At 65.1% G+C, this 24595-nt stretch carries 19 protein-coding genes; 12 read left to right on the forward strand and 7 right to left on the reverse strand.

What is annotated here, in order from left to right; translation table 11 throughout:
• Positions 1-26: 26 nt before the first annotated feature.
• Positions 27-1127 (reverse strand): DUF475 domain-containing protein, encoded by a 1101-nt coding sequence (locus IP65_RS09160; RefSeq protein WP_022674641.1) that lies wholly within the window; start codon positions 1125-1127, stop codon positions 27-29.
• A 180-nt stretch (positions 1128-1307) separates the two neighbouring features.
• A complete protein-coding gene (locus tag IP65_RS09165; RefSeq protein WP_231627621.1) occupies positions 1308-3779 on the reverse strand; it encodes a TonB-dependent receptor in 2472 nt (823 codons plus the stop codon).
• Between the two features lie 213 nt (positions 3780-3992).
• On the opposite strand from IP65_RS09165, the gene IP65_RS09170 reads away from it, so the two are divergent.
• Positions 3993-4997 (forward strand): NADP-dependent oxidoreductase, encoded by a 1005-nt coding sequence (locus IP65_RS09170; RefSeq protein ID WP_022674643.1) that lies wholly within the window; start codon positions 3993-3995, stop codon positions 4995-4997.
• Positions 4994-5527 (forward strand): nuclear transport factor 2 family protein, encoded by a 534-nt coding sequence (locus IP65_RS09175; RefSeq protein WP_022674644.1) that lies wholly within the window; start codon positions 4994-4996, stop codon positions 5525-5527. Before IP65_RS09170 ends, IP65_RS09175 begins: the two co-directional genes overlap by 4 nt.
• Positions 5528-5534: 7 nt before the next feature.
• Here IP65_RS09175 and IP65_RS21675 read toward each other — a convergent pair whose 3' ends face one another.
• From IP65_RS21675 to IP65_RS09195, 5 genes are all read right to left on the reverse strand, one after another.
• Entirely contained in the window at positions 5535-5675 is a 141-nt protein-coding gene (locus IP65_RS21675; protein ID WP_022674645.1) for a hypothetical protein, read from the reverse strand.
• 69 nt (positions 5676-5744) lie between these two features.
• Entirely contained in the window at positions 5745-6359 is a 615-nt protein-coding gene (locus tag IP65_RS09180; protein ID WP_028657414.1) for a pyridoxamine 5'-phosphate oxidase family protein, read from the reverse strand.
• Positions 6359-6982 carry a TetR/AcrR family transcriptional regulator gene (locus tag IP65_RS09185; protein WP_022674647.1) on the reverse strand — a complete coding sequence of 208 codons (624 nt, stop codon included), beginning with the start codon at positions 6980-6982 and terminating at the stop codon, positions 6359-6361. The genes IP65_RS09180 and IP65_RS09185 overlap by 1 nt, the downstream gene beginning before the upstream one ends.
• Positions 6979-7443: a DUF1348 family protein gene (locus IP65_RS09190; protein WP_022674648.1), complete on the reverse strand. Its 465-nt coding sequence runs from the start codon at positions 7441-7443 to the stop codon at positions 6979-6981. The genes IP65_RS09185 and IP65_RS09190 overlap by 4 nt, the downstream gene beginning before the upstream one ends.
• Before the next feature lie 183 nt (positions 7444-7626).
• Positions 7627-8553, reverse strand: coding sequence for a LysR family transcriptional regulator (locus IP65_RS09195; RefSeq protein ID WP_051146213.1), 927 nt, complete (start codon positions 8551-8553; stop codon positions 7627-7629).
• A gap of 259 nt (positions 8554-8812) precedes the next feature.
• Here IP65_RS09195 and IP65_RS09200 point away from each other — a divergent pair, with 259 nt between their 5' ends.
• The 10 genes from IP65_RS09200 (at position 8813) to IP65_RS09245 (ending at position 24579) form a co-directional block, all read left to right on the forward strand.
• Entirely contained in the window at positions 8813-10078 is a 1266-nt protein-coding gene (locus tag IP65_RS09200; protein WP_022674650.1) for an aromatic ring-hydroxylating dioxygenase subunit alpha, read from the forward strand.
• On the forward strand, positions 10068-11324 hold the full coding sequence (locus tag IP65_RS09205; RefSeq protein WP_022674651.1) for a cystathionine gamma-synthase family protein: 1257 nt from the start codon (positions 10068-10070) through the stop codon (positions 11322-11324). Before IP65_RS09200 ends, IP65_RS09205 begins: the two co-directional genes overlap by 11 nt.
• Positions 11325-11326: 2 nt before the next feature.
• Positions 11327-12919: an FAD-dependent oxidoreductase gene (locus tag IP65_RS09210; RefSeq protein ID WP_054131574.1), complete on the forward strand. Its 1593-nt coding sequence runs from the start codon at positions 11327-11329 to the stop codon at positions 12917-12919.
• 17 nt (positions 12920-12936) lie between these two features.
• Entirely contained in the window at positions 12937-14094 is a 1158-nt protein-coding gene (locus IP65_RS09215) for an FAD-binding oxidoreductase (protein ID WP_054131491.1), read from the forward strand.
• 103 nt (positions 14095-14197) lie between these two features.
• Positions 14198-16135 carry a CocE/NonD family hydrolase gene (locus IP65_RS09220; protein ID WP_082349997.1) on the forward strand — a complete coding sequence of 646 codons (1938 nt, stop codon included), beginning with the start codon at positions 14198-14200 and terminating at the stop codon, positions 16133-16135.
• A 211-nt stretch (positions 16136-16346) separates the two neighbouring features.
• Complete coding sequence (locus IP65_RS09225; RefSeq protein ID WP_082209252.1) at positions 16347-17345, forward strand: LysR family transcriptional regulator; 999 nt, start codon at positions 16347-16349, stop codon at positions 17343-17345.
• Positions 17346-17694: 349 nt separating this feature from the next.
• Positions 17695-19956: a TonB-dependent siderophore receptor gene (locus tag IP65_RS09230; protein WP_054131492.1), complete on the forward strand. Its 2262-nt coding sequence runs from the start codon at positions 17695-17697 to the stop codon at positions 19954-19956.
• A gap of 17 nt (positions 19957-19973) precedes the next feature.
• On the forward strand, positions 19974-21776 hold the full coding sequence (locus IP65_RS09235) for an ABC transporter ATP-binding protein/permease (RefSeq protein WP_231627622.1): 1803 nt from the start codon (positions 19974-19976) through the stop codon (positions 21774-21776).
• Positions 21773-23122: a TldD/PmbA family protein gene (locus IP65_RS09240; RefSeq protein WP_054131493.1), complete on the forward strand. Its 1350-nt coding sequence runs from the start codon at positions 21773-21775 to the stop codon at positions 23120-23122. The genes IP65_RS09235 and IP65_RS09240 overlap by 4 nt, the downstream gene beginning before the upstream one ends.
• Positions 23119-24579 (forward strand): metallopeptidase TldD-related protein, encoded by a 1461-nt coding sequence (locus IP65_RS09245; protein WP_022677742.1) that lies wholly within the window; start codon positions 23119-23121, stop codon positions 24577-24579. Before IP65_RS09240 ends, IP65_RS09245 begins: the two co-directional genes overlap by 4 nt.
• Positions 24580-24595 lie beyond the last annotated feature (16 nt).

The following is a 24595-nucleotide window of genomic DNA, read 5'->3' on the forward strand; positions in this document are numbered from 1 at the left end:
TGGAGCCGCGCGCGACGGCCCTTGGCTCAGGCGGTGTGCTGGCCGGGCTGCACATCGCCGCTGGGCAGGATCGCGTCGGCCTCGCCGGCTTCCTCGTATTCGTGGGGGAAGCGCCGCTTGTGGCGGATCGAGGCATAGAGTGAGGCACCGATGATCACCGCGCCGATCAGGCCGGTGACGATCTCGGGCACGTGCACGCGGATGCTGATCAGCATGATCACCGCAAGCGCGACGATGGCATAGAACGCGCCGGGTTCGAGAAAGCGAAACTCGCTCAAGTGCCCGCCCCGCACCAGGGCCACGGTCATCGAGCGCACGAACATCGCGCCGATGCCCAGGCCCAGTGCGATCAGCAGGATATCGTTGGTGATGGCAAAGGCGCCGATCACCCCGTCGAACGAGAACGAGGCATCGAGAAACTCGAGATAGACGAACGCCGCCGCGCCCGAGCGGACCACCTTGCCGGTGGCAGCATCTTCTTCGCCGCCCATCAGGTCACCGAATTTCTGGACCGCGAAATAGGTTGCCACGCCGGCGAGGCCCGCGATCAGGAACGTCTGCTGTTCGCCCGGGTGCAACCAGAACGAGAGCGCGCCAACCACGATCGCGGTGACCAGATAGGGCGCCAGGGGCAGCCGCGCGAAGGCCGCCAGCGGCCGTTCGATCAGGCCGATCCAGTGATGCTCGCGGTCGGTATCGAAGAAGAACGAGAGGCCCACCAGCATCAGGAACGCGCCGCCAAAGCCGGAAATGCCCACATGCGCGCCGGTCACGATCGCTTCGTAGCGGGCATGATCGGCAATCGCGATGCGCGCCGCTTCCCAGGGGGAAACCAGCGCGGCGACCGAGACGATCAGGATCGGGAAGACGATGCGCATGCCGAACACGGCGATGATGATCCCCCAGGTCAGAAAGCGGCGTTGCCACAGCGGGTCCATGTCCTTGAGAATGGACGCGTTGACCACGGCGTTATCGAGGCTGAGCGAGGTTTCCATCACGCCGAGCACGCCGGCGATGAACACCATCGAGAGCGCCGGGCCGATCAACCCGGTCTCGACATAGCCGAGCACGCCGGCGAGGATCAGGCAGACGACCGTGAAGATCATCGAGCCGCGAAAGGCTTGCATGGGAATGACGCTTTCTTGTTGCACTATTGGGTCCCGCACCGGGCGGGCCGGCACGCGTGCTGCGTTAACGGATCGCTGGCGCGGCGCCAACCAACGCTTCACCATGAAAAAAGGCGCGGGTGCCGAATTGTCCGGCACCCGCGCCTCACGCGGTCCTGCTGATCGCGCGCGGTGCGCCGATCAGAAGTTCTTGGTCAGCGAGATCTGCACCGTTCGGGGCAGCGCGCCAAAGCCCATGAGATCGGCATGCAGCGCATTGGCCGTTCCGGTGCCGCTGCCGGTGAGCGGCGCATCGACGCCGCCGTTGATATACTGCTTGTTGGTCAGGTTCTTGCCGATGATCGCCACTTGCCAGTTATCGTCCGTGGCGCCCAAGCGCAGGCCTACGTCGAGCACGGCATAGGCGGGATTGCGCGAGAACTGCTCGCCAAAGCCGGAGACGAGATACGACGCGCTGTAGCGCGTATCGATGTTGAGCCCGGCCTTGAGGCCATTGCCCACCGGCGTTTCATAGTTCGCGCCCAACGTGCCGGTCCAGTGCGGGGCCATGCCCAGCGGCTGGCCGGTCAGGTTCTGGCGCGCGCCGGTGCCGCCTGCGGCGATCGGGGTGCCGGCGGTGGTCAGGTTGCAGCCTTCGGCAATGCTCTGCCCGCCAAAGCACGGGGCGACGGGGAAGTTGCTGTATTTGGCATCGTTGTAGTTCATGCTGCCATGCAGGTTGAGGCCCGACACCGCGCGCGGGGCAAATTCGAACTCCAGCTCCACCCCCTTGGTGGTGGCGTCGGCCGTCAGCGTCTGGAACGCCACCTTGACCGAGTCGAAATAGTCGGTCTGCAGGTTCTTGTATTTATAGGAATAGAGGTTGAGGTTGAGGCGCAGCTGGTGATCGGCCAGCGTGCTCTTGATGCCGCCTTCAAAGCCCTGCACCGTTTCGGGGTTGAACACGAAATCGGCCGCCGGATTGGCCGAGGCGAGCGAATAGATCCCGCCGTTGGAGAACCCGCCCGACTTGTAGCCCGTCTTGTACGAGGCATAGACCATCACGTCTTGCAGCGGCTTGTAGGTCAACGAGAAATCGGGCGACCAGTTGTTGAACACCTGGTGCGCGGTAACCTGCGAGCCGGCCCCCATCGGCCACACCCCGATGAACGTGGGGCTGGTATAGGGCTGGATGAAGAAGCTGTCCTTGGTTTCGTGGGTATAGCGCACGCCGGCATCGAATTCGACCTGGGGCACGATCTTCCAGATCGCCTGGGCAAAGCCGGAAATGGTCTGCCCGCGGGTATAGCTCGATTTGGTGCCGTCCTGGTACTGGTTGATGCCCTGGCTCGGGATATTGTTGTAGCTGTAGCTGACGAACTGCGCGAAATCGCGGCGGGTCTTTTGATAGAGCACGCCGGCCATCAGGTTGACCGGGCTGTCATAGTGGGTGAGGGCGCGCAGCTCGTTGGAAAAGGCCTGCCAGCTGGAGTTTTCCGTGGCCCAGACCGAGCTGGCGCTGGAATTGAATTCGCACGCGCACAGCCACTGGTTGTTGTTCCAGTTGTAGTTGGTCACGTTGGTGATCGTGACCTTGTCGAGATCATAGTTGAAATTGTTGGTGACGGCGGCGGATTTGTAGCGGTTGTAGAGGCTGCCATCGCCGGCATAAGGAAAATTCTTGGCCACCTCGCTCGGCAGGTTGTTCTGGTGGGTGACGAAGTTGTAGCCGCAGGTATAGCCGTTGATCTGCGTCTTTCCGGTGGGGCAGTTATAGGCCACGTAGTTGTAGCTGGAATTGTTGGCCTTGTTGTAATCGAACGAGGCCTTGAGCGTATCGGTCAGCGCGCTGCTCGGTTCGTATTTCAGCGTTACGCGGCCGAGGAATTCGCGGTTGCCCGGCTGGTTGCTGCTGGTGGGATACGAGGTGTAGGTCGGGCTGGGCGTGGGCGAGAGCGGATAGGTGATGGCAAAGGGTTGCGACACGTTGTCATAGTATCCGCCCCAGGCCTTGGTGCCGCGCACCGCCACGCGCAGGCCCAGATCATCGGTCAGCGGGCCCGATGCCACGCCTTCGAGCTGTGCCTGCTTGGCCTTGAATTCATAGCTGGCCTTGGTGCGGAACTGCCAGGTGGGGGTGGGATCAGCGGTCTTGATGGAAATGACCCCGGCCGTGGCGTTCTTGCCGAAGAACAGCACCTGCGGGCCCTTGAGCACTTCCACGCCGGCCAGGTCGAAGAACCCTTCTTCCAGCACGCGGCCCTGGCCGTAATAGACCCCGTCGACCACCGTCGCCACCGATTGCTCGATCCCGATCGACGTGGAGGACGAACCGATGCCGCGCAGCGCGATCTGCGCAGCCGATCCGTTGGAGGCGTGGCCCACGGTAAGGCTGGGCGTGGCGGCGGCGATCTTTTCGATGCTGGTGATGTCACGCTGCACCAGGGTCTGCGCGGAAATGGCCGTGACGGCGACCGGCACCGACTGCGCGCTTTCCACCCGCTTGCGCGCGGTCACGATGATTTCGGCAAGGCCGCTTTCGTGTTCGGCGGCAGGCGGTGCATCGGCGGCTGCGGGCGGTGGTGCTTCGGCGGCGAGGGCGGCGGTGAACGGAGCAAGGGCCAGCGGGCCAAAGGCGGCCGCAGCCATCAGGCGATGGGCTTTGCGAGGCATGGTACTCTCCCTGGCGAGCGCTGTGGGGCGCGTCTGTTGTGCGTGGCTGGGGTATGGTTGAACTGTTCTGGTCCCAAGCCTTGAGGTTAAGCCACGAGCGCCGCGCTGCCCCTGCCTCCGACAATGGATAGGCCTAATCCTTTGACTAGGTGGCGTGAGCCAAGCGCAGCGGGCAGCACATCGGCCAACGAACCGAGAGGATGATGGCTGGCCATGGCGCAGAACCGCTTCTGGAGATTGGATGTGCGCCCACAGGGGCACGATTTCGCCAGCGCCCTGTCGCTCTGCACCGAAACGCTGGCGCCGCTGGGCGATGGCGAGGTGCGGATCGCGGCCGAATATCTGTCGATGGATGCCGGCACGCGCATGTGGATGAGCCCGCGCACCGATGGCTATCAACCACCCCTGCCGCTGGGCGCCAAGATGATGGGGGTGGTGCTGGGCCGGGTGTGCGAGAGCCGCGATCCGCGCTTTGCCAGCGGCACGCTGGTGCGCGGCTTTGGCCAGTGGGCGCAGTTCAGCACTGTGATGCCCCATCCCGCCGGCCTGGTGGCGGTGGACGATGACGTAGCCGATATCCGCCAGCATTTCGGCGCGCTGGGGATGAATGCCTGGACTGCCTATGTCGGCGTGGCCGAAGTGCTGGGCATCGCCGCCGGACAATGGCTGGTGGTGTCGGCCGCCGCCGGGGCCACGGGCAGCCTGGCCTGCCAGATCGGGCGCAACCTGGGGTTGCGCGTGATCGGCATTGCCGGCGGGCCGGACAAGTGCCGCTATCTGCTGGAAACCCTGGGGGTTGATCAGGCGATCGACTACAAGAACGAGGATGTCGCCGCCCGCCTCGCTGCAGTCGATGGCGGAGTGCACGGCTATTTCGACAATGTCGGCGGCCCGCTGCTCGATGCGGTGCTGCCCAACATGGCGCATTATGGCCGCGTTGCGGTATGCGGGCTGGTGGCAGGCTATGATGCCGACAAGCCGCTGCCCGGCCCGGCGCGGTTTGACCAGATCCTGATGCGTCGGCTGCGCGTCGAAGGCTTTTTCATTCCCGATTTCCTGCATCGGGGCGCCGAATTCATGCCGCGCCTGCGCGCCTGGTTCGACGCCGGCAAACTGGTGGCGACGATCGATGAAACCGTAGGCCTGGAAAACACCCTTATCGCCTATGATCGCATGCTGACCGGCAAGAGCCTGGGGAAAGTGGTGGTGAAGCTGTGACGCAGACAAGGCTGGCCACCCTGGCCGATCCCCTGGCCGATTACGTCGCGCGGCGCGACATCACCGATGCGCTGCACCGCTATATGCGCGGGCTGGACAGGCTGGACGAGGCACTGTTCCGCAGCGCGTTCCACCCCGATGCCCAAATCGATTGCGGCGTCTATGCCGGCGATCTCGATGGGTTCGTGACTTTTGCGTTTGGCTTTCTGGGGCAGATGCAGGCCAGCCACCACATGCTGGGGCAAAGCCGGATCGCAATCCACGATGCCGCCCGCGCCAGCGGGGAAAGCTATTTCCAGGCGTGGCACGGTATCCGCGACGCCGATGGCGCTCCGCGCGATCTGTTCATCGCTGGCCGCTATATCGATGCCTATGCCTGCCGCGACGGGCAGTGGTGCATCGTGCGCCGTACCCTGATCAGCGAATGGGCGACCGATATGGCCGCCACCGGCCAGGCGCACATGAATGCACCGCAAACCCTGCGCAGTGCGCGCGGCGGCCACGATCTCTCCGACAGGCCCGCCTGGTAGGCCCGGTTTACGGGCGCAGCTTGTTCTGCGCCACGCTCACCGCGATAAAGGCCACGATCCCGATCGGAAACCACAGGCCGAACTTGTGGGTCAACAGACCGATCGCAGCACAGATCAGCAGCGCGCCAAAAGGTGTGAGGTTCTTCATGCGCGCTGTCGTAACGTATTGAAATGTGCTTTGGCCACCGTAATTTCCGCGTGCCGAGCCGAACGCAGGTCAGCCTTGTGGCGTCACGGCTTCCAGGGTGGCGATGCGGGCGCGCAGGCGGGCTATCTCATCCTGGAGCGGCTGGGTGATCTGCGCCAGGTCTGCCGCGCCGAACCGGGGCGTGATGTGTTGCGGGCAGTTCCAATCGAACCCGACGATGTCGATCACAAACGCGCGCTCGCCAATGGCGGCATAGTCTGCGGGCATCAGCGCCGCGACATCTTCGGGCTCGCTGGTGGTGCGGGCATGGCCGATCAGTTTCAACCGGCGCCGCGCGGGATAATCCATCAGGAACAGGCAGACCCGATCGTCGGCCGCGAGGTTGCCGGTCGAGAGGAACTGCCGGTTGCCCTGATAATCGGCAAAACCGATGCGGTTGCCGGAAATCCGGCGGAGAAAGCCCGCCGGCCCGCCGCGATGCTGCATATAGGGCCAGCCGTGTTCACTGATGCTGGCGATATAGAAGCTGTCACGCGCGGCGATGAAGTCGAGTTCACGCGTCGTGAGGATGTCCATGTCGCCCCCTTGCGCTTCCATGCGCGCATAGGCGGTGCGCGAGCCGTTCTGCTCTTGCAAGGCGCGGGAGTGGGGGCCGAACATGGTTCGCAGGAATGTCTGTGCCATCAGGTCTCGTCCTTCCTGGCGGTGTCGGGCGCGGTCTCTGCCTGCGGGGAAGCGGCAAGGGCGGCCAGCAATGTGGCCTGGAGCCGCGCAACGATGCGTTGGAACGAGGCTGCCTCGTCCAGCGCCCGGGCCAGCACGATCGCGCCCTGGATGCCCGACACCGCTTCTTCGGCAAGCGCGAGCGCCAGGCCCTGTGGTACCCCGCCTTTTTCCAGGCATCGGGTCAGCGCCTTGATCCAGCGCGCAAAGTACTGGGCCAATTTGCCGGAAAAGGCCTGGCCGGCGGTGTTGAGGCCAAGGCACCCGACGATGCACACCCGCCTGCCCGATCGGAAATAGGCGGTCACGTCATCGAACATGGCGATGATCGCCGCTTGCGGGTCGGGCCCATCCTCAAGCGGCTGGAAGATGGCGTCCACGAACCAGGCGTCGATGTTGTCGAGCACCGCCGCCATCATTTCCTCCTTCCCGCCGGGGAAGAAGTTGTAGAGGCTGCCTTTGCCCAGCCCCGTCGCCTTGGACAGCACGGCCAGGCTCGCGCCCTCGAAGCCGTGCTCGCGAAAGGCTTCGGCCAAGGCGGGCACCGCGCTCTGGCGATCGGTGAGCACGCGCCGGGTTTTCACAGGCCAAGCTGGCTCAACGAAGGATGATCGTCGGGGCGCCGGCCCAGCGGCCAGTGAAACTTGCGGTCGGCCTCGGCGATCGGCATTTCGTTGATGCTGGCATGGCGGTTGGACATCAGGCCATCTTCGGCAAACAGCCAGTTCTCGTTGCCATAGGCGCGGAACCACTGCCCGCCATCGTCGCGGTATTCATAGGCATAGCGCACGGCGATGCGGTTGCCGGTGAATGCCCACAGTTCCTTGATCAGGCGGTATTCGTGTTCCTTGTTCCACTTGCGCGTGAGAAAGGCCTGCGCCTCTTCGCGGTTGGTCGCGAACTCAACGCGGTTCCGCCAGCGCGTGTCGGGGGTATAGGCCAGCGCCACCTTGGCGGCATCGCGGGTGTTCCAGCCATCTTCGGCCAGACGCACCTTTTCGGCCGCTGTTTCGGGTGTGAACGGGGGGAGGGGAGGACGGGACACGTCTGTTCCTTTCGGGAAGCCGGCAGCGGTTCCAGCAGCGAGAGCCGTGGATGCAAGACCAGCATTGCAATGATGACGATGGAGCGATCGATCGCTCGACTCAGCACGACCGTGCTGTGTACTGATCAGTACATCATTTGACCGAGTGGTACAAACGGAATTTCGCGCTGCGTTCGCGTGGTGTCAGGCCTTGGCCATGATCTGGGCCTTGTGCTCGGCCTCGGCGGTTTCTTCCTGGCCGCGCTGCCGGGCGAAGTGGCGGATGATCCATTCGCGGAACAGGTAGATTGCCGGGTCCGACAAGTCTTCGGCGTGAAGCTTGAGGTAATAGCCATAGCCATCACCGGCCACCGCATCATAGGGCATGACCAGGTTTCCGGCGGCGATTTCTGGGCCGAACATATCGATATCAGCCAGGACCACGCCCGAGGCGCCAATGGCATAGCGCACAGCGGAAAAGGCAGTGTCGAACGCCAGGCCATCGGTGCAGTTGAGCGTGAGGCGCTGCTGGTCTGCATAACTGCTCCACAGCAGGCCGCGCGGCTCGTTATCCAGCTTCACATGCAGCAGTTCTGCGGAATTGAGGAATTCCTCCAGAGACTTGCCCTTGTGCTGTTCCCATGTGGCGGGCGAGCACAGCGGCGCGACACGCACCATCCACAACAGGTCGGTGACCATGTCGCCCACGTTGGGCCGGTCGAACACGATCGCCATGTCGAGATTGCCAGGCGGCGCGCCCGTGGCGTTGGAGGTGGATACATCGATGCGGATTTCGGGATGCTCGCGGCGGAAACCGTGGATCAGCGGCAGCGCCGTCTGATAGAGCAGCGAGGGCGGGATATGCACGCGCAACGGGCGGCTTTCCATGTCCTGGTTGCGCACCACATTGAGCGTCTGCTCCATGCGGTCCAGACACTTGCTGACCACGGGCAGCAAGACTTCGCCGGCCGGGGTCAGCTTGAGGCCGGAAGCGCTGCGTTCGAACAGCGGCTTGCCGATCAGGTCTTCCAGGCTGCTGACATGGCGGCTCATCGCGCTTTGCGTCACCGTCAGCGCCTGCGCGCCGGCGGTAAAGCTCAGGTAGCGGCCCACCGCTTCGAACGCGCGCAAGGCGTTCAGCGGCAACCAGCGGCGATTGATGAGCCCGTTCGGTCCGATGGTGGTGGCTCCCGTTCTTGGCAGTCCGCCCGGCCGGAAAATGCCGGCACGGCCGAAAATGCGCGTTTCCTTGATCTGCGTCAATTCCATCGGATTTTTGTTGCGCGCCGGCCACGGCGAAAATCGCATGCGGGCATGACTTAATCGGATTCGCGAGAGCCGCGCTGCCCGTGCCAAGACCCATGGTGCCATTTTGAAAGGACGCACAAGGGTGAACCTGGTCGACATCAAGGCCAAGCTTGACGAACGCCGCCCCGGGCACAGCCTGCCCCAGGCGCTGTACAACGATCCGGCCATGTTCGATTTCGACATGACCGCGATCTATGGCCGTTCGTGGCTGATGGCGGGTTTTACCTGCGAACTGCCCGAGGCGGGATCGTGGTCCTCGCTCAAGGTCGGGCGCTGGCCGATCCTGATCGTGCGCGACAAGGGCGGCGCGATCCGCGCGTTCCACAATTCCTGCCGCCACCGCGGCGCGATGCTGTGCAAGGAAGGCACCGGCCGTTCGCCGCGCCTGGTGTGCCCCTATCACCGCTGGACCTACAACCTCGATGGTTCGCTGCTGAGCGCGGCGCGCATGCCGGCAGATTTCGACAATGCCGATCATGGCCTGCGCGAAGTGAAGATCGAGATCGTCGCCGGCGTCATCTATATCTGCCTGGCCGACGATGCGCCGCCGTTCGAAACTTTCCGGCGCGAGATGGAAGCCCTGCTGGCGCCGCATGACCTGGCCAATGCCAAGGTGGCCCATGTCGAAAGCCTGACCGAATACGCCAACTGGAAGCTGGTGTTGGAAAACGGGCGCGAGTGCTATCATTGCCAGGCCTCGCACCCCGAACTGGCGCGCACGTTCCCGGTCAGCGCATCGTCGTATTTCGAATTTGGCGAGGCCGATCACGCCGCGCAGTTCGAGGCGCGGATGCAGGATCTGGGCCTGGCCATGGGCCCGGTGGGCGAGGATTGGTGGCAGGCGATCCGCTTCCCGCTCAACCCCGGTATGCAGACCATGTCGATGGATGGGCAGCCGCTGGTGGCGCGGCCGATGGTGGCGGCGGGCGATGGCGACGTCGGCTCGCTGCGCTGGGCGCTGGAGCCGCACAGCTTTGCCCATGCCGTGGGCGATCACCTGTTCTTCTTCAGTGCCATGCCGGTCGGCCCGCGTGAAACCGTGGTGACGGCCAAGTGGCTGGTGCACAAGGATGCAGTGGAAGGCGTGGACTATGACCGCGCCAAGCTGGTGGAGCTGTGGAACACCACCAACCTGCAGGACAAGGAACTGGCCGAAAACAACCAGGAAGGCGTCGATAGCCCCGGCTACACGCCCGGTCCCTATTCGCCCGAGGCCGAAGTCTTGGTGGTGCGCTTTGTCGATTGGTATTGTGCCAAGGCGCGCGAATACCTGGATATGCAACTGGGCACCGCGACCTCCGATGGCGCTCCTGTGGCAGCGGCCAAGGATCTCAGCCATGCCGCATGATGCCGGCGGCGTGCGGCCCGAAACCCTGGCCGTGGCGGCGGGCTATGATCCGGCCCAAGCGGGCGGCGCGGCCAAGCCGCCGGTCTATCTGACCAGCACCTTCGTCTATGAATCCGCCGCCCAGGCCAAGGCCATTCACGAGGCCTATTTCGATGGCACCGGGCCGGAAGTGGGCCAGACGCATCATATCTATGCCCGGCTCGGCCATCCCAACCTCGACATGCTGGAAAGCCGGCTGGCGGCGGTGGACGGGGCGGAGGCGGCCGCGGTATTCGCCTCTGGCATGGCGACGCACAGCGCGATTGCGCTGGCGCACTTGCGCCCGGGTGACAGCGTGCTGCATTCCCGCCCGATCTATGGCGGCACCGATGGCCTGCTCAACCAGTTCATGCCGCAATGGGGCGTGACCACGGTGGACATCATCGATGGCTGCAACGCCGATCACGTGCGCGCGCAGGCCGATAAGGCGCTGGCCGCCGGGCCGCTGGCGATGATCGTGATCGAAACCCCGGCCAATCCCACAGCGGCGATCACCGACCTGCCGATGATCGTGGCCCTGGCTGACGAGATCGGCGCGCGGACCGGGCGCCGCCCGGTGGTGGTGTGCGACAATACCCTGCTTGGCCCCTTTGCCCAGCGCCCGATCGCGCTGGGGGTGGATCTGTGCATGACCTCGCTTACCAAGTATTGCGGCGGACACAGCGATCTGCTGGCCGGCGGGGTTTCGGGCAAGCTGGACCTGATCGTACCGCTGCGGCTGCTGCGCACCACGCTGGGCAGCCACCTTGACCCGTTCACCAGCTGGCTGGTGCTGCGCTCGATGGAAAGCGTCCACGTGCGGTCGGAACGTGCGATGCACAATGCCCGCGTGATCGCCATGTTCCTGCGCGATCATCCCAAGGTGGCCGGCATTACCTATCTGGGCTTCCTGCCCGAAGGATCGCCGCAACGCGCGGTGTTCGATCGCCAGTGCAGCGGTGCGGGATCGACCTTTTCGTTCCACCTCAAGGGCGGCGAGGCCGAGGCGTTCCGCCTGCTCGACGCGCTGCGCCTGATGAAAGTTGCCGTCAGCCTGGGCGGGTCGGAAACCCTGGTATGCCATTCGGCCAGCACCACGCACTATGCCGTGGCGCCCGACAAGCGCCTGGCCGGGGGGATTACCGATGGCACCATCCGCATGTCGGTGGGGATCGAGCATGAGGACGACCTGATCGCCGACCTGGCGCAGGCGCTGGAGGTGGTGTGAGCGTGGCTGACAGCAAAAACGAAGGTTTCACCGGAACCGATGCCCACGCCGTCAACGGCAAACTGCCTGGCGCCGATGCGCATTACGACCTGGTCGTGGTCGGCGCCGGGCCGGCCGGCCTTGCCGCCGCGCTGGAAGCGGCCGCGAACGGCGCCAGCGTGCTACTGGTGGACGAGCACCCGGTCAGCGCCGCGCAGATGGGCAACGACGTGCCCTATTGGTTTGGCGGGCGGATGACCGGCGCGGTTTCGGCCAAGGCGCGCATGATCGAGCAGGTGTTCATGGCCGAGCCGCTGTTCGAGCAGGCGTTCGACGCGGGCATCGAGGTGCAACTGGGTGTCTATGCCTGGGGCCTGTGGCGCAACCGCGCCAACCTCGGCGCGCTGCCCGAGGCGATGCTGGGTCTGGCCGATGAAGAGCGTTCCTGGACCGTGGGGTTCAAGGCGATCGTCCTGGCCACCGGCGCGCGCGATCTGGCGCTGGCGTTCGATGGCTGGGCCCAGCCTGGCGTGATGGGCGCGCAGGGGCTGCATGCCCTGCTCACGCGCTATGACGCCTTTGCCGGGCGGCGGCTGGTGGTGCTGGGATCGGGCGATCTCGCGCTCGATACTGCGCAACTCGCGCTCGACAAGGGGCTGGATGTTGTCACCCTGGTCGAAGTGGCAGACGCGCCGCAAGGTGACGCGGCCAAGGTCGCGGCCCTGCAGGCAGCGGGTGTGCCGATCCGCTGCGCCAGCGTGATCCGGGGGGCGCCCAGCGGCATCGACGGCGTGCGCGCGGCGGTGATCGGGCCGGTTTCGGGCGAGGGCCCGGGCGAAACGCTGGAATGCGACACGATCTGCATGGCGGTGGACGTGGTGCCGGCGATCGAGCTGCTCGACGTGGCCGGTGGCCGCATCGTGACCGACAGCGCGCGCGGCGGCCATGTGCCCCAGGCGCTGGCCGGCATGGCACTGCCCGATGTGTTCATCGCCGGTGATTGCGCCGGGCTGGGCCATGGCCGCGAGGCTGCCGCCGCGCAGGGCCGCGCCGCTGCGCGGCAGGCGCTGGGGCTGGATGCGCCGGCGCCCGATCACCAGGCGCAAGCGCCCGATCGACTGGCCTATCGCCAGGCGTGGCTGCGCGCGCTGGTGGCCGCCACGCCCGAGAGCGTGCACGTGTGCCAGTGCGAGGAAGTGAGCCGCGCCGATCTTTTGGGTGTGCAGCCGCCGCAGTATCTCGCCCGGCCCGAAAAGCTCTGCTATCGCAGCCTGGAAACGCTGCTGCATGATGGACCGCCCGATCAGGAACAGATCAAGCGCCTGACGCGTGCCTGCATGGGCGCATGCCAGGCACGCCGCTGCCGCGAACAGGTGGGCATGCTCTTGGCGATGGGCGCCAACCTGCCGGTTGAGCAGGCCCCTCGCGCCGGCTGGCGCGCCCCGGTGCGGCCCCTCGCGCTCAAGGTTCTGGCCGATTGGGACGAGGCCGAGGCCATGCGCGAAGGCTGGGACGTGTGGTTCGGCATTCCCACGCAGTGGACGCCCTATCGCGACATCGGCACCGAGCGGGAGGCGATGCACCGCGAGGCACTGGGCGGCAACATGCACCTTTGATGACGACGGGACGCGACATGACGAAATCGGCAAATGGCGCCTCGGTCATCGTGATCGGCGCAGGGGTGACGGGGCTTTCGGCGGCATGGTGGCTGGCGCGCTCGGGCGTGGACGTGATCGTGCTCGACAAGGGCGTGGTCGGCTGGGAAGCCTCGAGCCGCAACGGCGGCGGCGCTTCGCACTATCAAAGCCCGCTGTTCGATGAAGAACAGCGCCTGTGGCCGATGATGGACGAAATGCTCGGCTATCCCACCGAATACCAGCGCGAGCGCGTGATCATCGCCGTCAGCGAGCGGCAGCTGCATCACTATCACTATATCGCCGGCATGTGTGGCGACATGGGCTATCAGGTGGACAAGATCGACGCGCAGCAGGCGCGCGAAATGGTGCCACTGGCGGGCGACAATTGCCTGGGCGGCATCCACCTGCGCTTTGGCGGGCATGCCAATCCGCAGCGCACGGTGCAGGCCTATGCCTGGGCTACGCAGGATCTGGGCGGGCGGATCATCCAGCATTGCCCGGCCCTGCGCATCGAAACCAGCGGCGGCCGCGCCACCGGGGTGGTGACGCCGCAGGGCACCTTTTCGTGCGACGCGCTGGTGGTGGCGGCCGGGCCGCAGATCGCCGGGCTGATGGCGCCGCTGGGCGTTGACGTGCCGCTAGCGGCGGCGCGCGCGGAAATGATCGTGACCGAACCGGCGCCGCTGATGCGCTGGGGCGGGGTGGATGGCAACGGCCTCTATGGCCGGCAGACCCTGCGTGGCAACCTTGCCTATGGCGGCGGGCCGCACGAATGGCTTGATACCGATCCCGCCGGCCCCACCGCGCGCCCAGCGACGCCGCTGGCACGCAACCTGGCGCGGCGCGTGGCCGAACTGCTGCCGGGCGCCGCACACCTCAACGTGATCCGTTCGTGGTCGGGTATCATCGAGAACACGCCCGATGGGCGCCCGATCATCGACCGGCTGACTCACCCCGAAAACGTGACCCTTGCCACGATGTCGGGCGTGGGCTTTGGCCTGTCGCCGGCTTCGGGCCATGCCATCCGCGATCTGGTGATCGATGGGCAGGTCAGCTTTGCCGAGATCGACAAGCTCGCCCTGTCGCGCTTTGCCGACCTGGCGCCCGACTGGCGCAGCCAGCGCGGGTGGGAGGCCCTGGCCAGCGCGGCGTGAAGCGCTGGCCAATGTCCGTTTGTCTTTGCGCGATCGCGCGGTAGTAAGGTTTCCCGCGCAACCACCCTGCGCGCCTTCCTGCTGTTCGAAAGTTGCACCCCCCATGCGCGCATTCCTGTCATTGGCAACGGCTTCCCTGTTTTCGCTCGCCATCGCCGGCCCGGCCCTGGCGCAAGGCGCCGCCCCGGCGGCCGATGCCCCGGTTACGCCGATGACGCCCGATGTGATCGCGCATTTTGACCAGGTGCTGCCCTCGGCCGATTTCATCCGGCGCGAAGCGATGGTGCCGATGCGCGATGGCACCAAGCTCTATACCGTGATCGTGATGAAGAGGGGCACGCGCGGCGGCCCGATCCTGCTCTCGCGCACGCCCTATGACGCCTGGGGATCGACACACCGCGTGGCGAGCCAGCGCATCGTAGATATCCTGGAAACGATGGACGCCGAATTTGCCGAAGACGGCTATATCCGCGTCTATCAGGACATTCGCGGCATGCACCGTTCCGAAGGCACCTATATTATGAACCGGCCGATCGCCGGGCCGCTCAACAATACCGGCATCGATGAATCGACCGATGCCTATGACACGATCGACTGGTTGGTGAAAAACGTGCCGGAAACCAACGGCAAGGTGGGCGTGATCGGCTCGTCCTACCTCGGTTTCACCACGCTGATGGCCGAAATCAATCCGCATCCCGCATTGAAGGCCGCCGTGCCGGAAAGCCCGATGGTCGATGGCTGGATGGGGGATGACTGGTTCCACAATGGCGCGTTCCGCGTTACCTCGTTGAGCTATGCCACCACGCAGGTGGTCAACAAGGGCGATGGCGGCGGCGATTTCGCGCTGGGCAAGGGGGATGATTACACCCGCTGGCTGGAAGCGGGATCGGTGGGTGATTTTGCCGCCAAGCTGGGCATCAGCCAGGTTCCGGGCGTGCGCAAGTGGCTGGAAAACCCCGCTTACACTCCGTTCTGGTCAGAGCAGGCGGTCGACAAGTGGCTGGCTGCCCGGCCTTTGACCGTGCCGACCATGCTCGAAGTGGGGCAGTGGGACCAGGAAGACAGCTATGGCGCGCCCGCCGTCTATCGCGCGCTGGAGCCCAAGGACAAGAACAACGACATGGTCACCCTGGTGATCGGCCCGTGGCGCCATTCGGGCGCCAACCACGGCGGATCGAGCCTGGGCGCGCTCGATTTCACTGGTGACACCGCGCACGAATGGCGCGTGAAGTATCTGAAGCCCTTCTTCGATCACTGGCTCAAGGATGCGCCCGATCCGCACACGCCGCCAGTGTTGACGTATGCCACCGGCATCAACCAGTGGCAGGAAAGCCCGCGCTGGCCGATGGGTGCGGGCCAGGCGCTCTATCTGGGGGCCAATGGCAGTGCCGGCTTTGCCAAGCCCGCGGCGGCCGGGCACGACGATTATGTCAGCGATCCGGCCCATCCCGTGCCGTTCATTCCGCGCCCGGTCGACATGGACGATGGCGCGCAGTGGAAGCCCTGGCTGGTGCACGACCAGCGCTTTGTCTCCGGCCGGCCGGACGTGGCCGAATGGCAGACCGCCACGCTCGACAAGCCGGTGCACATCATGGGCGCGCCCGAGGTGGACCTCTATGCCGCCACCACCGGCACCGACAGCGACTGGGTGGTCAAGCTGATCGACGTCTATCCCAACGATGTGCCCGAGGCCGCCGACCAGGGCGGGCGCCCGTCGATGGCGGGATACGAACTGCCGATCGGCATCGAGATCTTCCGCGGTCGCTATGCGCAAAGCTTTGCCAAGCCTGCGGCGCTCAAGCCGGGGCAGGTGGTGCACTATCATTGGGCGCTGCCCAACGTGAACCACGTGTTCCTGCCGGGCCACAAGCTCAAGGTGCAGGTGCAGTCCACGCTGTTCCCGCTCTATGACCGCAACCCGCAAACCTTTGTGCCCAATATCATGTTTGCCAAGCCCGGCGACTATCGCAAGGCAACGCAGAGCGTGTGGTTCGGCGGCGATAAGGCCAGCGCGGTGGTGCTGCCGGTGGTCGCCGAATAGCGGTCTCCTGCGCTGGCGGTGGCCTTTTTGGGATCCCCGATGCTGTGTCGGCTGGGGGCAAGGGGCGTGTGCGCGGTAGCGTGCCAGCGCTTTCGCGCCCAGGGCCGATATGGCACAGTGACGCGCAATCCCAAGCCTGTGGCAGACGCGAGGCGTTCAACCCGCTTCGCCTGCTGCGGCGCCGAAGGGAAGGTACGAAGGACTGGCTAACTTGCGCATCGATAAACCCAGGGGGGACAGGGGCCGTAGCCCGGCCGAGACCCCGGAGCCCCCGGTTCATCGCCTCAACCTCAACCTGCTTTATCCGCTCGACGCGATTCTTCATGCGCCGACGCTGACCGAGGCGGGGCGACGGGTAAGGCTCAGCCAGTCTGCCATGAGCCATGCGCTGCGCCGCCTGCGCGACCATTTCGGCGATGACCTCGTCATTCATCATGCGGGTGGGGACCAGCAATTGACTTCCCTCGGCATGGCGCTGCGTAGCGAGGTTCGCCGCGTGTTGCGCGATGTGGACGGGACACTCAACTTCGCATTGTCGTTTGATCCGTCGACCAGCACGGGTACGATCACCGTTGCCGCATCCGACGTGGTCGAGCAGATGTTGCTTGGCCCTGTGGTCCAGCGCCTGTTGGCGGCCGCTCCCGGCCTCGCGATCAACATCGTTCCGCTGGATATCGATGTGCCGCAACGCGCCCTGGATCGTGGCGCCGACTTGCTGTTGCTGCCGGCGGAACTGGCATTGCCCGACCTGGAAACGCTCCCCATCCTTACGGAATATATTTCCTGTCTGATATGGACGGGCCATTCCGAACTTGCCGACCGGTTCGACATAGACGAGGCCCAGTATCGCGGCGCGCGCCACGTCATCGCCGGCGACGAGCGGATGCTGACCATGACGGTCGATCGCAGCACGGCCGACCTGCTCAAAGCACGTCGCATTGCGATGCGCACCAGTTCGCAGGCTGCCCTGCCGGGGATCATCATCGGCAGCGATCTGTTGGCGACCGGCAGCAGTTGGCTGTTTCAGTACTTCGCTTCGATCATGCCGGTCAGGGCCGTCGCGGCGCCATTCGTGCAGGAAGGCGTCGTGACCGTGGCGCAATGGCCAGCCTATCGGCGACGGGATCCCATGCTCGCCTGGTTCGTGGCCCAGATCGAGGCCTACGTCGCACTGTTTTCAGCCAACGTCAGGGCCAGAGATGGCCATTGAACGTGTTCATGCCCGGCATGAACACTTCGAATTTGCGTGTAACCCAAGTGACGCATAGCTTCGGCTTCGACAGCAAAATCCCGCTGGTGCCAAGGGCGCCAAGACAGGGAATGCCGTCGCGCAGGAGGACGGCCGCGGTCGCACCCGATCGGGAAGCGACCGATCTTTCGCCGTAAGGCGAGTCCGTTTTTTGTCACAGGGTCTTGGGTTCACCGGACGGGCAACTGCGCCCGTCTGGGGATGGCGCTCGACCGTGGGGGGAGGGAGTTGCATCGTGCACATGACTGCTAAACGCCGTTATCTTTTGAGCGCCGCAAGCCTGGGTATTCTCGCGCTGGGGGGCGCCGCAATGCCTTCGACTGCGTCGGCGCAAGGTGCGCTGGCCAGCACGGCCATCGACCTGCCAGCAATGCCGATGGCCGAAGCGCTTCAGGCGATTGCAGCGCGAACGGGTGAGCCGATCAATTACGATCCCGATGCGGTCAAGGGCCTGACCTCGCGGCCGATACGCGGTGCGACGGATGCGCAACACGCGGTCCAGGCGGCGATCAAGGGCAGCCACCTTGTGGTCATGCCGGGGGCACAGGAAGGGCTGATTGTCGCCAACGACATCATCGTTACCGCCCGGCGTGACGAGGCGGAAACGAGCGTGCTCGTTCGCCAGGCGACCACGTCTGATCGCAACGGCCTGGGCCTGCGCAACCAACCGCGCAACACCCAGGTCATTACCGCCAAGACGATCGAGGAGCAGCAGGCCCTCAACATTACCGATATTCTGCGCAATGCCGGCAGTGTTTCGGTGCTGTCCAACAGCCCGAACAGCGGCGCCAGCTATACGATCCGCGGTTTTTCCGCCGCGGGCCTGGTCAATGGCCTATCGACGACATCGCAGTACGGTGTCAGCGCGGGTGCGGATCAGCCGGTCGCCAATATCGAGCGGGTCGAAATCCTGAAAGGCCCTGATGCGCTGATGGCCGGCTTTGGGAATCTGGGCGGCAACGTCAACGTGGTGACGAAAAAGCCCAGCGCCGAGCAGCGCCTTGCCGTCAGCTTTGATACCGGGTCATTCGGGCTGGTGCGCGGCGTGGTCGATGGCAATAATGCGATCACCGCCGACAAAAAGCTGTCGGCGCGCTTCATCGCCAGTGCGCAGACGATGGATCATAACTATGGCGGCTATACCGGTGACAAGAGTTGGCTGGTTGCGCCTTCGCTACGCTACAAGGACCGCCTGACCGACATCATCATTGGTGTCAGCATCAACGAGGCGACGAGCGGTATTGGCGCGTTCACGCTGTTCGACAACAAGACGCGGCAACTCATCGATCGCGACCCTTCCCGGCCGATCTACGCGGCCAACCAGGGCATCAAGATCAACACCAACCGCTATTACTTCGAGGCGACGCGGCAACTCGTGCCCGGCATCGACCTCGTCGCGCGTGGATCGCACGATGATACCCTGTTAACGACCCGGGCCGCCAACGTCGGCTACAGCCGCCAGGGCGCGTTGATAGCTGACACCCAAGGGTCGCAGCAGGATGGCTCGTCCAACGCGCTGGACACCTTCCTGCGCATCAAGACTCAGCCTGCCAAGGGCCTGAAAGCCAATTTCAACCTTGGCTACAACTACAGCGATGGTTCGGCCGCGCAGCGCAGCGGGCTGGTCTATAACCGCGCCACCAACCCATCACTGGGTGCCAATACTCCCTTGGTCGTGATCCCGTGGTCCTCGTTCGGCAACGTGCAACTTATCAGCGGCGGCAAGCAGAACGGCGTCTATGGCCAGGCCCTGATCGAGTTCTGGAAGCTCAAGATTCTCGGCGGCGTGCGCAAGAACTGGTTCGAGACTACGTCACAGACGTTCTTTGCCGGGCCTTCGCCCGTGCTGATGCAGCGCAAGAACGGCACCTCGCCCAGTGCCGGGATTATTCTGGATGCCACCCCCGACCTTTCGATCTTTGCCAATTACGCGCGCGGCGAGCAGGCCACGTTCACCGCGGCCAAGGACGGCAGCATCCTGCCCAATGTGATCACCACCAACAAGGAAGCGGGCATCAAGCTCGATCTCTTCCACAAGCGTGCGACGATCAACGCGTCGTATTTCGATATCCAGCAGGATAACATCATCATTCGCGATCCGGCTGACCCCACCAACCTGTTGCCCGGACCGGGCCAGCGCGGCCGCGGCGTGGACCTGAACATTGCCGGACAGCTGTTGCGGGGGTGGACGGTGCTGGCATCGCTTACCCGCACCAATTACAAGCTGTTGACGACCAATGCCCTGCAGACCGTCGTCGCGCAGCAACCGCGCGATACCTACAGCGTCTATTCGACCTATCGGACAAAGCTTTCGGACGACCTCAGCGGCGGTGTGGCGGCGGGCCTGTACGGACGATCAAGTTCCTTTGCCAATCTGCTGGGACAATATGTCGTGCCGGCATCGCGGCAGGTGGACGCCAACGTGTTCCTGAGCTTCAAGGGTTTCAACCTCAATCTGGGCGTCCGCAACGTCTTCGATCGGCGGAACTACGGCTCGGCCTCGGTCTATACCTACGTGCCGGTGGGCGAGCCGCGCACGGTGCGTCTCAGCATTTCCAAGCGCCTTTTCTGACTGGGTATAATCGAGCGATGATGCCACCGCCTGCCAATGTCGAGGAGGCCCGCCGCGAAGCGGGCCTCCAGTCCAACCAGCCGGCACGGGAGCGCTGGGCCCACGCGTGGCGGTTGACCACGCGATACTTCGTGTCCGACGATTGGAAATGGGCGTGGTTTCTGGTGGCGTGCTATTGCGCGATCGAAGTAGGCACGACCTATGCGCTGTTGTTGGCCAACCAATGGCAGCGCCACTTCTATGATGCGATCGAGCAGCGCCAGGGTGGGCTGTTCCTGTCGCTGGTTCTTGCTTTCGCGACCATCATTGCAATTCAGATCGGCACGGCGACTGCCCACAACATCGTCGGCTGGACGCTGTCGATCCGGTGGCGGCAATGGCTGACGAACTGGTATCTGGGCCGCTGGTTCGCGCGCGATCGCTTTTACGAGATCGAGCGGCTGCGGATGATCGACAATCCCGACCAGCGCATCGCCGAGGATGTGAAGGAATTCACGTCCATGGGCCTGATCTATGGCACGTCCCCGCTCAGCATCCTGGTTTCGCTGGTGTTCAGCCTCGTGCGGGCGATCGCGTTTGCCGCCATATTGGTGCAGACGGCGAGACCGCTTGCCATTCCCTTGTTTGGCTACCGCATCCCGCTGCCCGGTGGCGACCTTGTCTGGTTCGCCATCGGCTATGTCCTGTTCGGCACGGTGCTTATCACCTGGATCGGCAAGCCGTTTGTCCGGCGGCGCATGCGGGAGCAGCATTACGATGCCGATTTCCGCAGCGAACTGCTCCACGTCCGGCGCAACAGCGAACAGATCGCCTTTTCAGGCGCCCAGGGCATCGAACTGCACGGCCTTCGCCAGACCTTCGCCAACATCAGGCGCAACTGGTATCGGCTGATGCTGGCCAATGCCGGGTTGCAGGCGGGGCAGAGCATCTATCAGCAAGTCATGGCGATCGTGCCGCTGTTCCTGACAGTGCCCAAGTATTTCGCTGGCGCCATTACGTTCGGACAGGTGCAGGCCGCCCGCGATGCCTTTACACAGTTTTCCAGCAACTTGTCTTATATCGTTCTCGGCTATCCGGGCATCGCACGCCAGATCGCCAACTTCAACCGCTTGAAGGCCCTGGACGACGCGATCGATCACGAACGCCCGCGCGGCATCGGCTTTGCGCCGGGCGGCACGCCGGATGGCGTGGCCATCAGCGCAACCGGCTTGATGCTGCGCCGCCCGAATGGGGAGCCCCTGCTGTCGGTGGCGGACTGGACGATCCGCGACGGCGAGCGCTGGGTGATCGAAGGGCCTTCGGGTACGGGCAAGACCACGCTGCTGCGCGCCATGGCTGGCCTCTGGCCCGACGGGACGGGCCAGGTGGCGATGACCCGGCGCGGCACGGCGATGCTGGTGCCGCAGCGGCTCTACCTCCCGCTCGGCACGCTCAAGAACGCGATCTGCTTTCCCGATCGGTCGGAAGATCATAACGATGCGACCATCGCGGCATTGCTCGAACGCGTGCGGCTCGACGCCCATGTCGCGGACATGCACGCGCTGCGCATGTGGCAGGACGAACTGTCGCCAGGGGAGCAGCAGCGCGTGGCGCTTGCCCGCATCCTGCTGCAGCGGCCCAGCCTGCTGGTGCTGGACGAGGCGACGAGCGCGCTGGACGCAGACAATGCAGCGTATTTCTATCAAGCAGTCCTGGATGCGATGCCGCACGCGACCATCGTCAGCGTCGTCCATAACGAGCGGTTGGCGGCCTATCACACCCACCGCCTGACCCTGCATCATGGCCATGCCAGCTTTGCGCGGGTTGAGGGCGCGGCATGACCGCTTTGTTGACCCACGATGAGGCGGCCTTGCGCGATGCCGCGCAGTGGGCGGTCGAACAGGCGGCCAAGCGCGGCGCGCGGGCGCGCGCCTCGGTTCGGCATGAGGGCATCGCCAAGACGGCAGTGCGCGATGGCGAGATCGAGATGGCCGAGCGCAGCGGCAGCCAGAGCCTTGGCTTGACCGTGTTTCACAATGGCCGCCGGGGATCGGCCTCGACCGCGGGATTCGACCGGGCGGCGATCGACCGCGTGGTGGAAGAGGCGATGCTGATCGCCGCGCATGTCCAGCCCGATCCCGATGCCGATCTGCCGCCGGCCGATCGCCTGGCCTTTGCCGGCCCCGCGCCGTTGCTCTATGGCGACAGCCCGCGCAGTGCCCAGGCGACGCTGGAAGCAGCGCGCGCGCTGGACCGGATTACCGCCGAAATCGCTGCGTCGGACAGCCGGCTGCGCGCCGGGGAGTCCGTGGCCTTGGCCACCGAGGGCCTGTGGGCCCTGGCGACCAGCGACGGGTTCTGTCGCACTGCATTGCGCTCCAACGATGCGCGCTGGACGGTGATGCTGGCGCAGGACGATGGTGGCAGCATTTCCGATTTCTGCCAGTCGCAGGAACGGCGGATTGAGGCCCTGATCGCGCCCGAAACGCTGGCGCGCGACGCGGCGGCGCGCGCGCGCCGGGCACTGGGTGCGCGGGCCATGGGCAGCCGCCGTTGCGCGGTGTTGTTCGACCCGCGCACGGCCGCAACCCTGATCGACATCGTGGCTGGCGCGCTGAACGGGGCGTCGCAATATCGGCGCATGAGCTTCCTGCCAGACCCGGTGGGGCGCTGCGTAGCCGCCGCGCATCTGGACCTGCGCGAAGATCCGTTCGAACCTTTGGGGCTGGCAAGCGGCGGCTTCGATAGCGAGGGGATCGCCGGCTCCTCGCGCGCGATCCTGCGATCGGGTGTTGTCGAGGGCTTGTTCCTGTCAAGCTTTTCCGGCCGCAAGCTGGGAATGGCATCGACGGGCAACGCCGATGGCTATTACAATCTTGCACTCACCAGCACGGCCGAAAGCGGCGACTGGGCCGCGATGCTGCGAATGCTGGGCAGCGGGCTGGTCGTCACCCACTTCCAGGGCGGCAAGACCGATCCTGCCAGCGGCAACTGGACGCAGGCAGTGCGTGGCTTCTGGGTCGAGGGCGGCGAAATTGTCCATGCCGTCACCGACGTGACGCTTGCGGGCACTGTTCCTGCCATGCTGGCCGCCATTCGCACGGTCGGGCGCGACGTGGCGCGGATCGGGGCGATCCGTACCGGCTCTATCCTGATCGACGACATGCAATTGGGGGGCAGGGCATGAACGGCGGCGACATTGCGCTCGACCGCGCGCGGGCGCGGTTGTTCGAACCGGCCGGGCTGGACGAGGCGGCGATCGGCCGCGCGCTGGGCGAGCTGGCTGGCGGTGGCGCCGATCTGGCCGATCTCTATTTCGAAGCAAGCAGCACGCGCAGTTGGCAGCTTGAAGGTGGCCGCGTGTCCCAGGGTATGTTTGCGATGCGGCAGGGGGTAGGCGCGCGAACGGTCCACCGGGGCGAGGTGCGCTTTGCCCATTCGGCCGATATCCGCCCGGGCGCGCTGCTCGATACGGCGCGTGCGGTAAGAACGCTGGCGCCTGGCGGCGATGCTCAGCGCCATTCACCAGGTGTCGCACTCAGCCGCCGCACCGCCGGCCATACGCTCTATCCCGCGCTCGATCCTGTCGCGGTTACGGACGCCACTGCCTGGATCGCCATTCTGGAGCGGATCGACGAACGCGCCCGTGGCCAGGATCATCGCATCGTGCGGGTCGATGCCAATGTCCGTTTGACCGACACGACGGTGCTGGTTGCAGATGCCGATGGCCTGCTGGCGGGTGATGTTCGGCCGATGACCATCCTGTCAATGATCGTGATCGCGGAGCAGGGTGGCCGCCGCGCACGCGGGCAGGCGGGCCTGGGACGGCGGGCGGGGCTCGATGGCTTCGATGCCGCCGCGATCGACGCCATGGTCGCGACGGCGACGCGTATGGCGCTCAACAATCTCGAGGCCATCCCGGCGCCCGTTGGCGAAATGCCGATCGTGCTGGGGCCGGGCTATCCCGGTGTGCTGTTTCACGAGGCGGTGGGGCACGGTCTGGAGGGCGATCACCATCGCAAGCATCTCTCTGCCTTCGACGGCAAGATGGGCGAGCGGATCGCCGCGCCCGGCGTGACCGTGATCGATGACGGCGGCATCCCAGGGCGTCTGGGGTCACTCGGCATCGACGACGAAGGCACCGTGCCCGATCGCACCGTGCTGGTGGACGACGGCGTGTTGACCGGGCTGATGCAGGACCGGCTCAATGCCGGGCTGATGAATGCCCGCTCGACCGGGAATGGCCGCCGCCAATCCTATGCGCACTTGCCGCTGCCGCGCATGACCAACACGTTTCTGGCGAACGGCCATGCGGACCCGACGGACATCATCGCCTCGATCGATCGCGGGATCTACGCCACCGAATTCGATGGCGGGCAGGTCGACATTGTCACCGGTCGGTTCAACTTCACCACGATCGAGGCCTGGCTGGTCGAAAAGGGCCGGTTGGTTGCGCCCTTGCGCGGCGCCACGTTGATCGGCGTGGGTCATGAGGCGCTGCGCCACGTCTCGATGGTCGGCAATGACCTCGCGCTCGACAGCGGCATGGCGACCTGCGGCAAACAGGGCCAGTCGCTGCATGTCAGTGTCGGCCAACCTACGCTGCGCATCGACCGGATGATGGTCGGTGGGCAAGCCGGCTGACCTTATTTCCCCCCGA

The organism is Novosphingobium sp. AAP1, assembly GCF_001295765.1.
GTDB lineage: Bacteria > Pseudomonadota > Alphaproteobacteria > Sphingomonadales > Sphingomonadaceae > Novosphingobium > Novosphingobium capsulatum.

What these genes read in the sequence shown, in the direction of transcription:
- IP65_RS09160 (WP_022674641.1), bottom strand. Translation starts at nt 1,127, where the DNA reads ATGCAAGCCTTTCGCGGCTCGATGATCTTCACGGTCGTCTGCCTGATC.
- IP65_RS09165 (WP_231627621.1), bottom strand. Translation starts at nt 3,779, where the DNA reads ATGCCTCGCAAAGCCCATCGCCTGATGGCTGCGGCCGCCTTTGGCCCG.
- IP65_RS09170 (WP_022674643.1), top strand. Translation starts at nt 3,993, where the DNA reads ATGGCGCAGAACCGCTTCTGGAGATTGGATGTGCGCCCACAGGGGCAC.
- IP65_RS21675 (WP_022674645.1), bottom strand. Translation starts at nt 5,675, where the DNA reads ATGAAGAACCTCACACCTTTTGGCGCGCTGCTGATCTGTGCTGCGATC.
- IP65_RS09180 (WP_028657414.1), bottom strand. Translation starts at nt 6,359, where the DNA reads ATGGCACAGACATTCCTGCGAACCATGTTCGGCCCCCACTCCCGCGCC.
- IP65_RS09205 (WP_022674651.1), top strand. Translation starts at nt 10,068, where the DNA reads ATGCCGCATGATGCCGGCGGCGTGCGGCCCGAAACCCTGGCCGTGGCG.
- IP65_RS09215 (WP_054131491.1), top strand. Translation starts at nt 12,937, where the DNA reads ATGACGAAATCGGCAAATGGCGCCTCGGTCATCGTGATCGGCGCAGGG.
- IP65_RS09220 (WP_082349997.1), top strand. Translation starts at nt 14,198, where the DNA reads ATGCGCGCATTCCTGTCATTGGCAACGGCTTCCCTGTTTTCGCTCGCC.
- IP65_RS09230 (WP_054131492.1), top strand. Translation starts at nt 17,695, where the DNA reads ATGCCTTCGACTGCGTCGGCGCAAGGTGCGCTGGCCAGCACGGCCATC.
- IP65_RS09235 (WP_231627622.1), top strand. Translation starts at nt 19,974, where the DNA reads ATGATGCCACCGCCTGCCAATGTCGAGGAGGCCCGCCGCGAAGCGGGC.
- IP65_RS09240 (WP_054131493.1), top strand. Translation starts at nt 21,773, where the DNA reads ATGACCGCTTTGTTGACCCACGATGAGGCGGCCTTGCGCGATGCCGCG.
- IP65_RS09245 (WP_022677742.1), top strand. Translation starts at nt 23,119, where the DNA reads ATGAACGGCGGCGACATTGCGCTCGACCGCGCGCGGGCGCGGTTGTTC.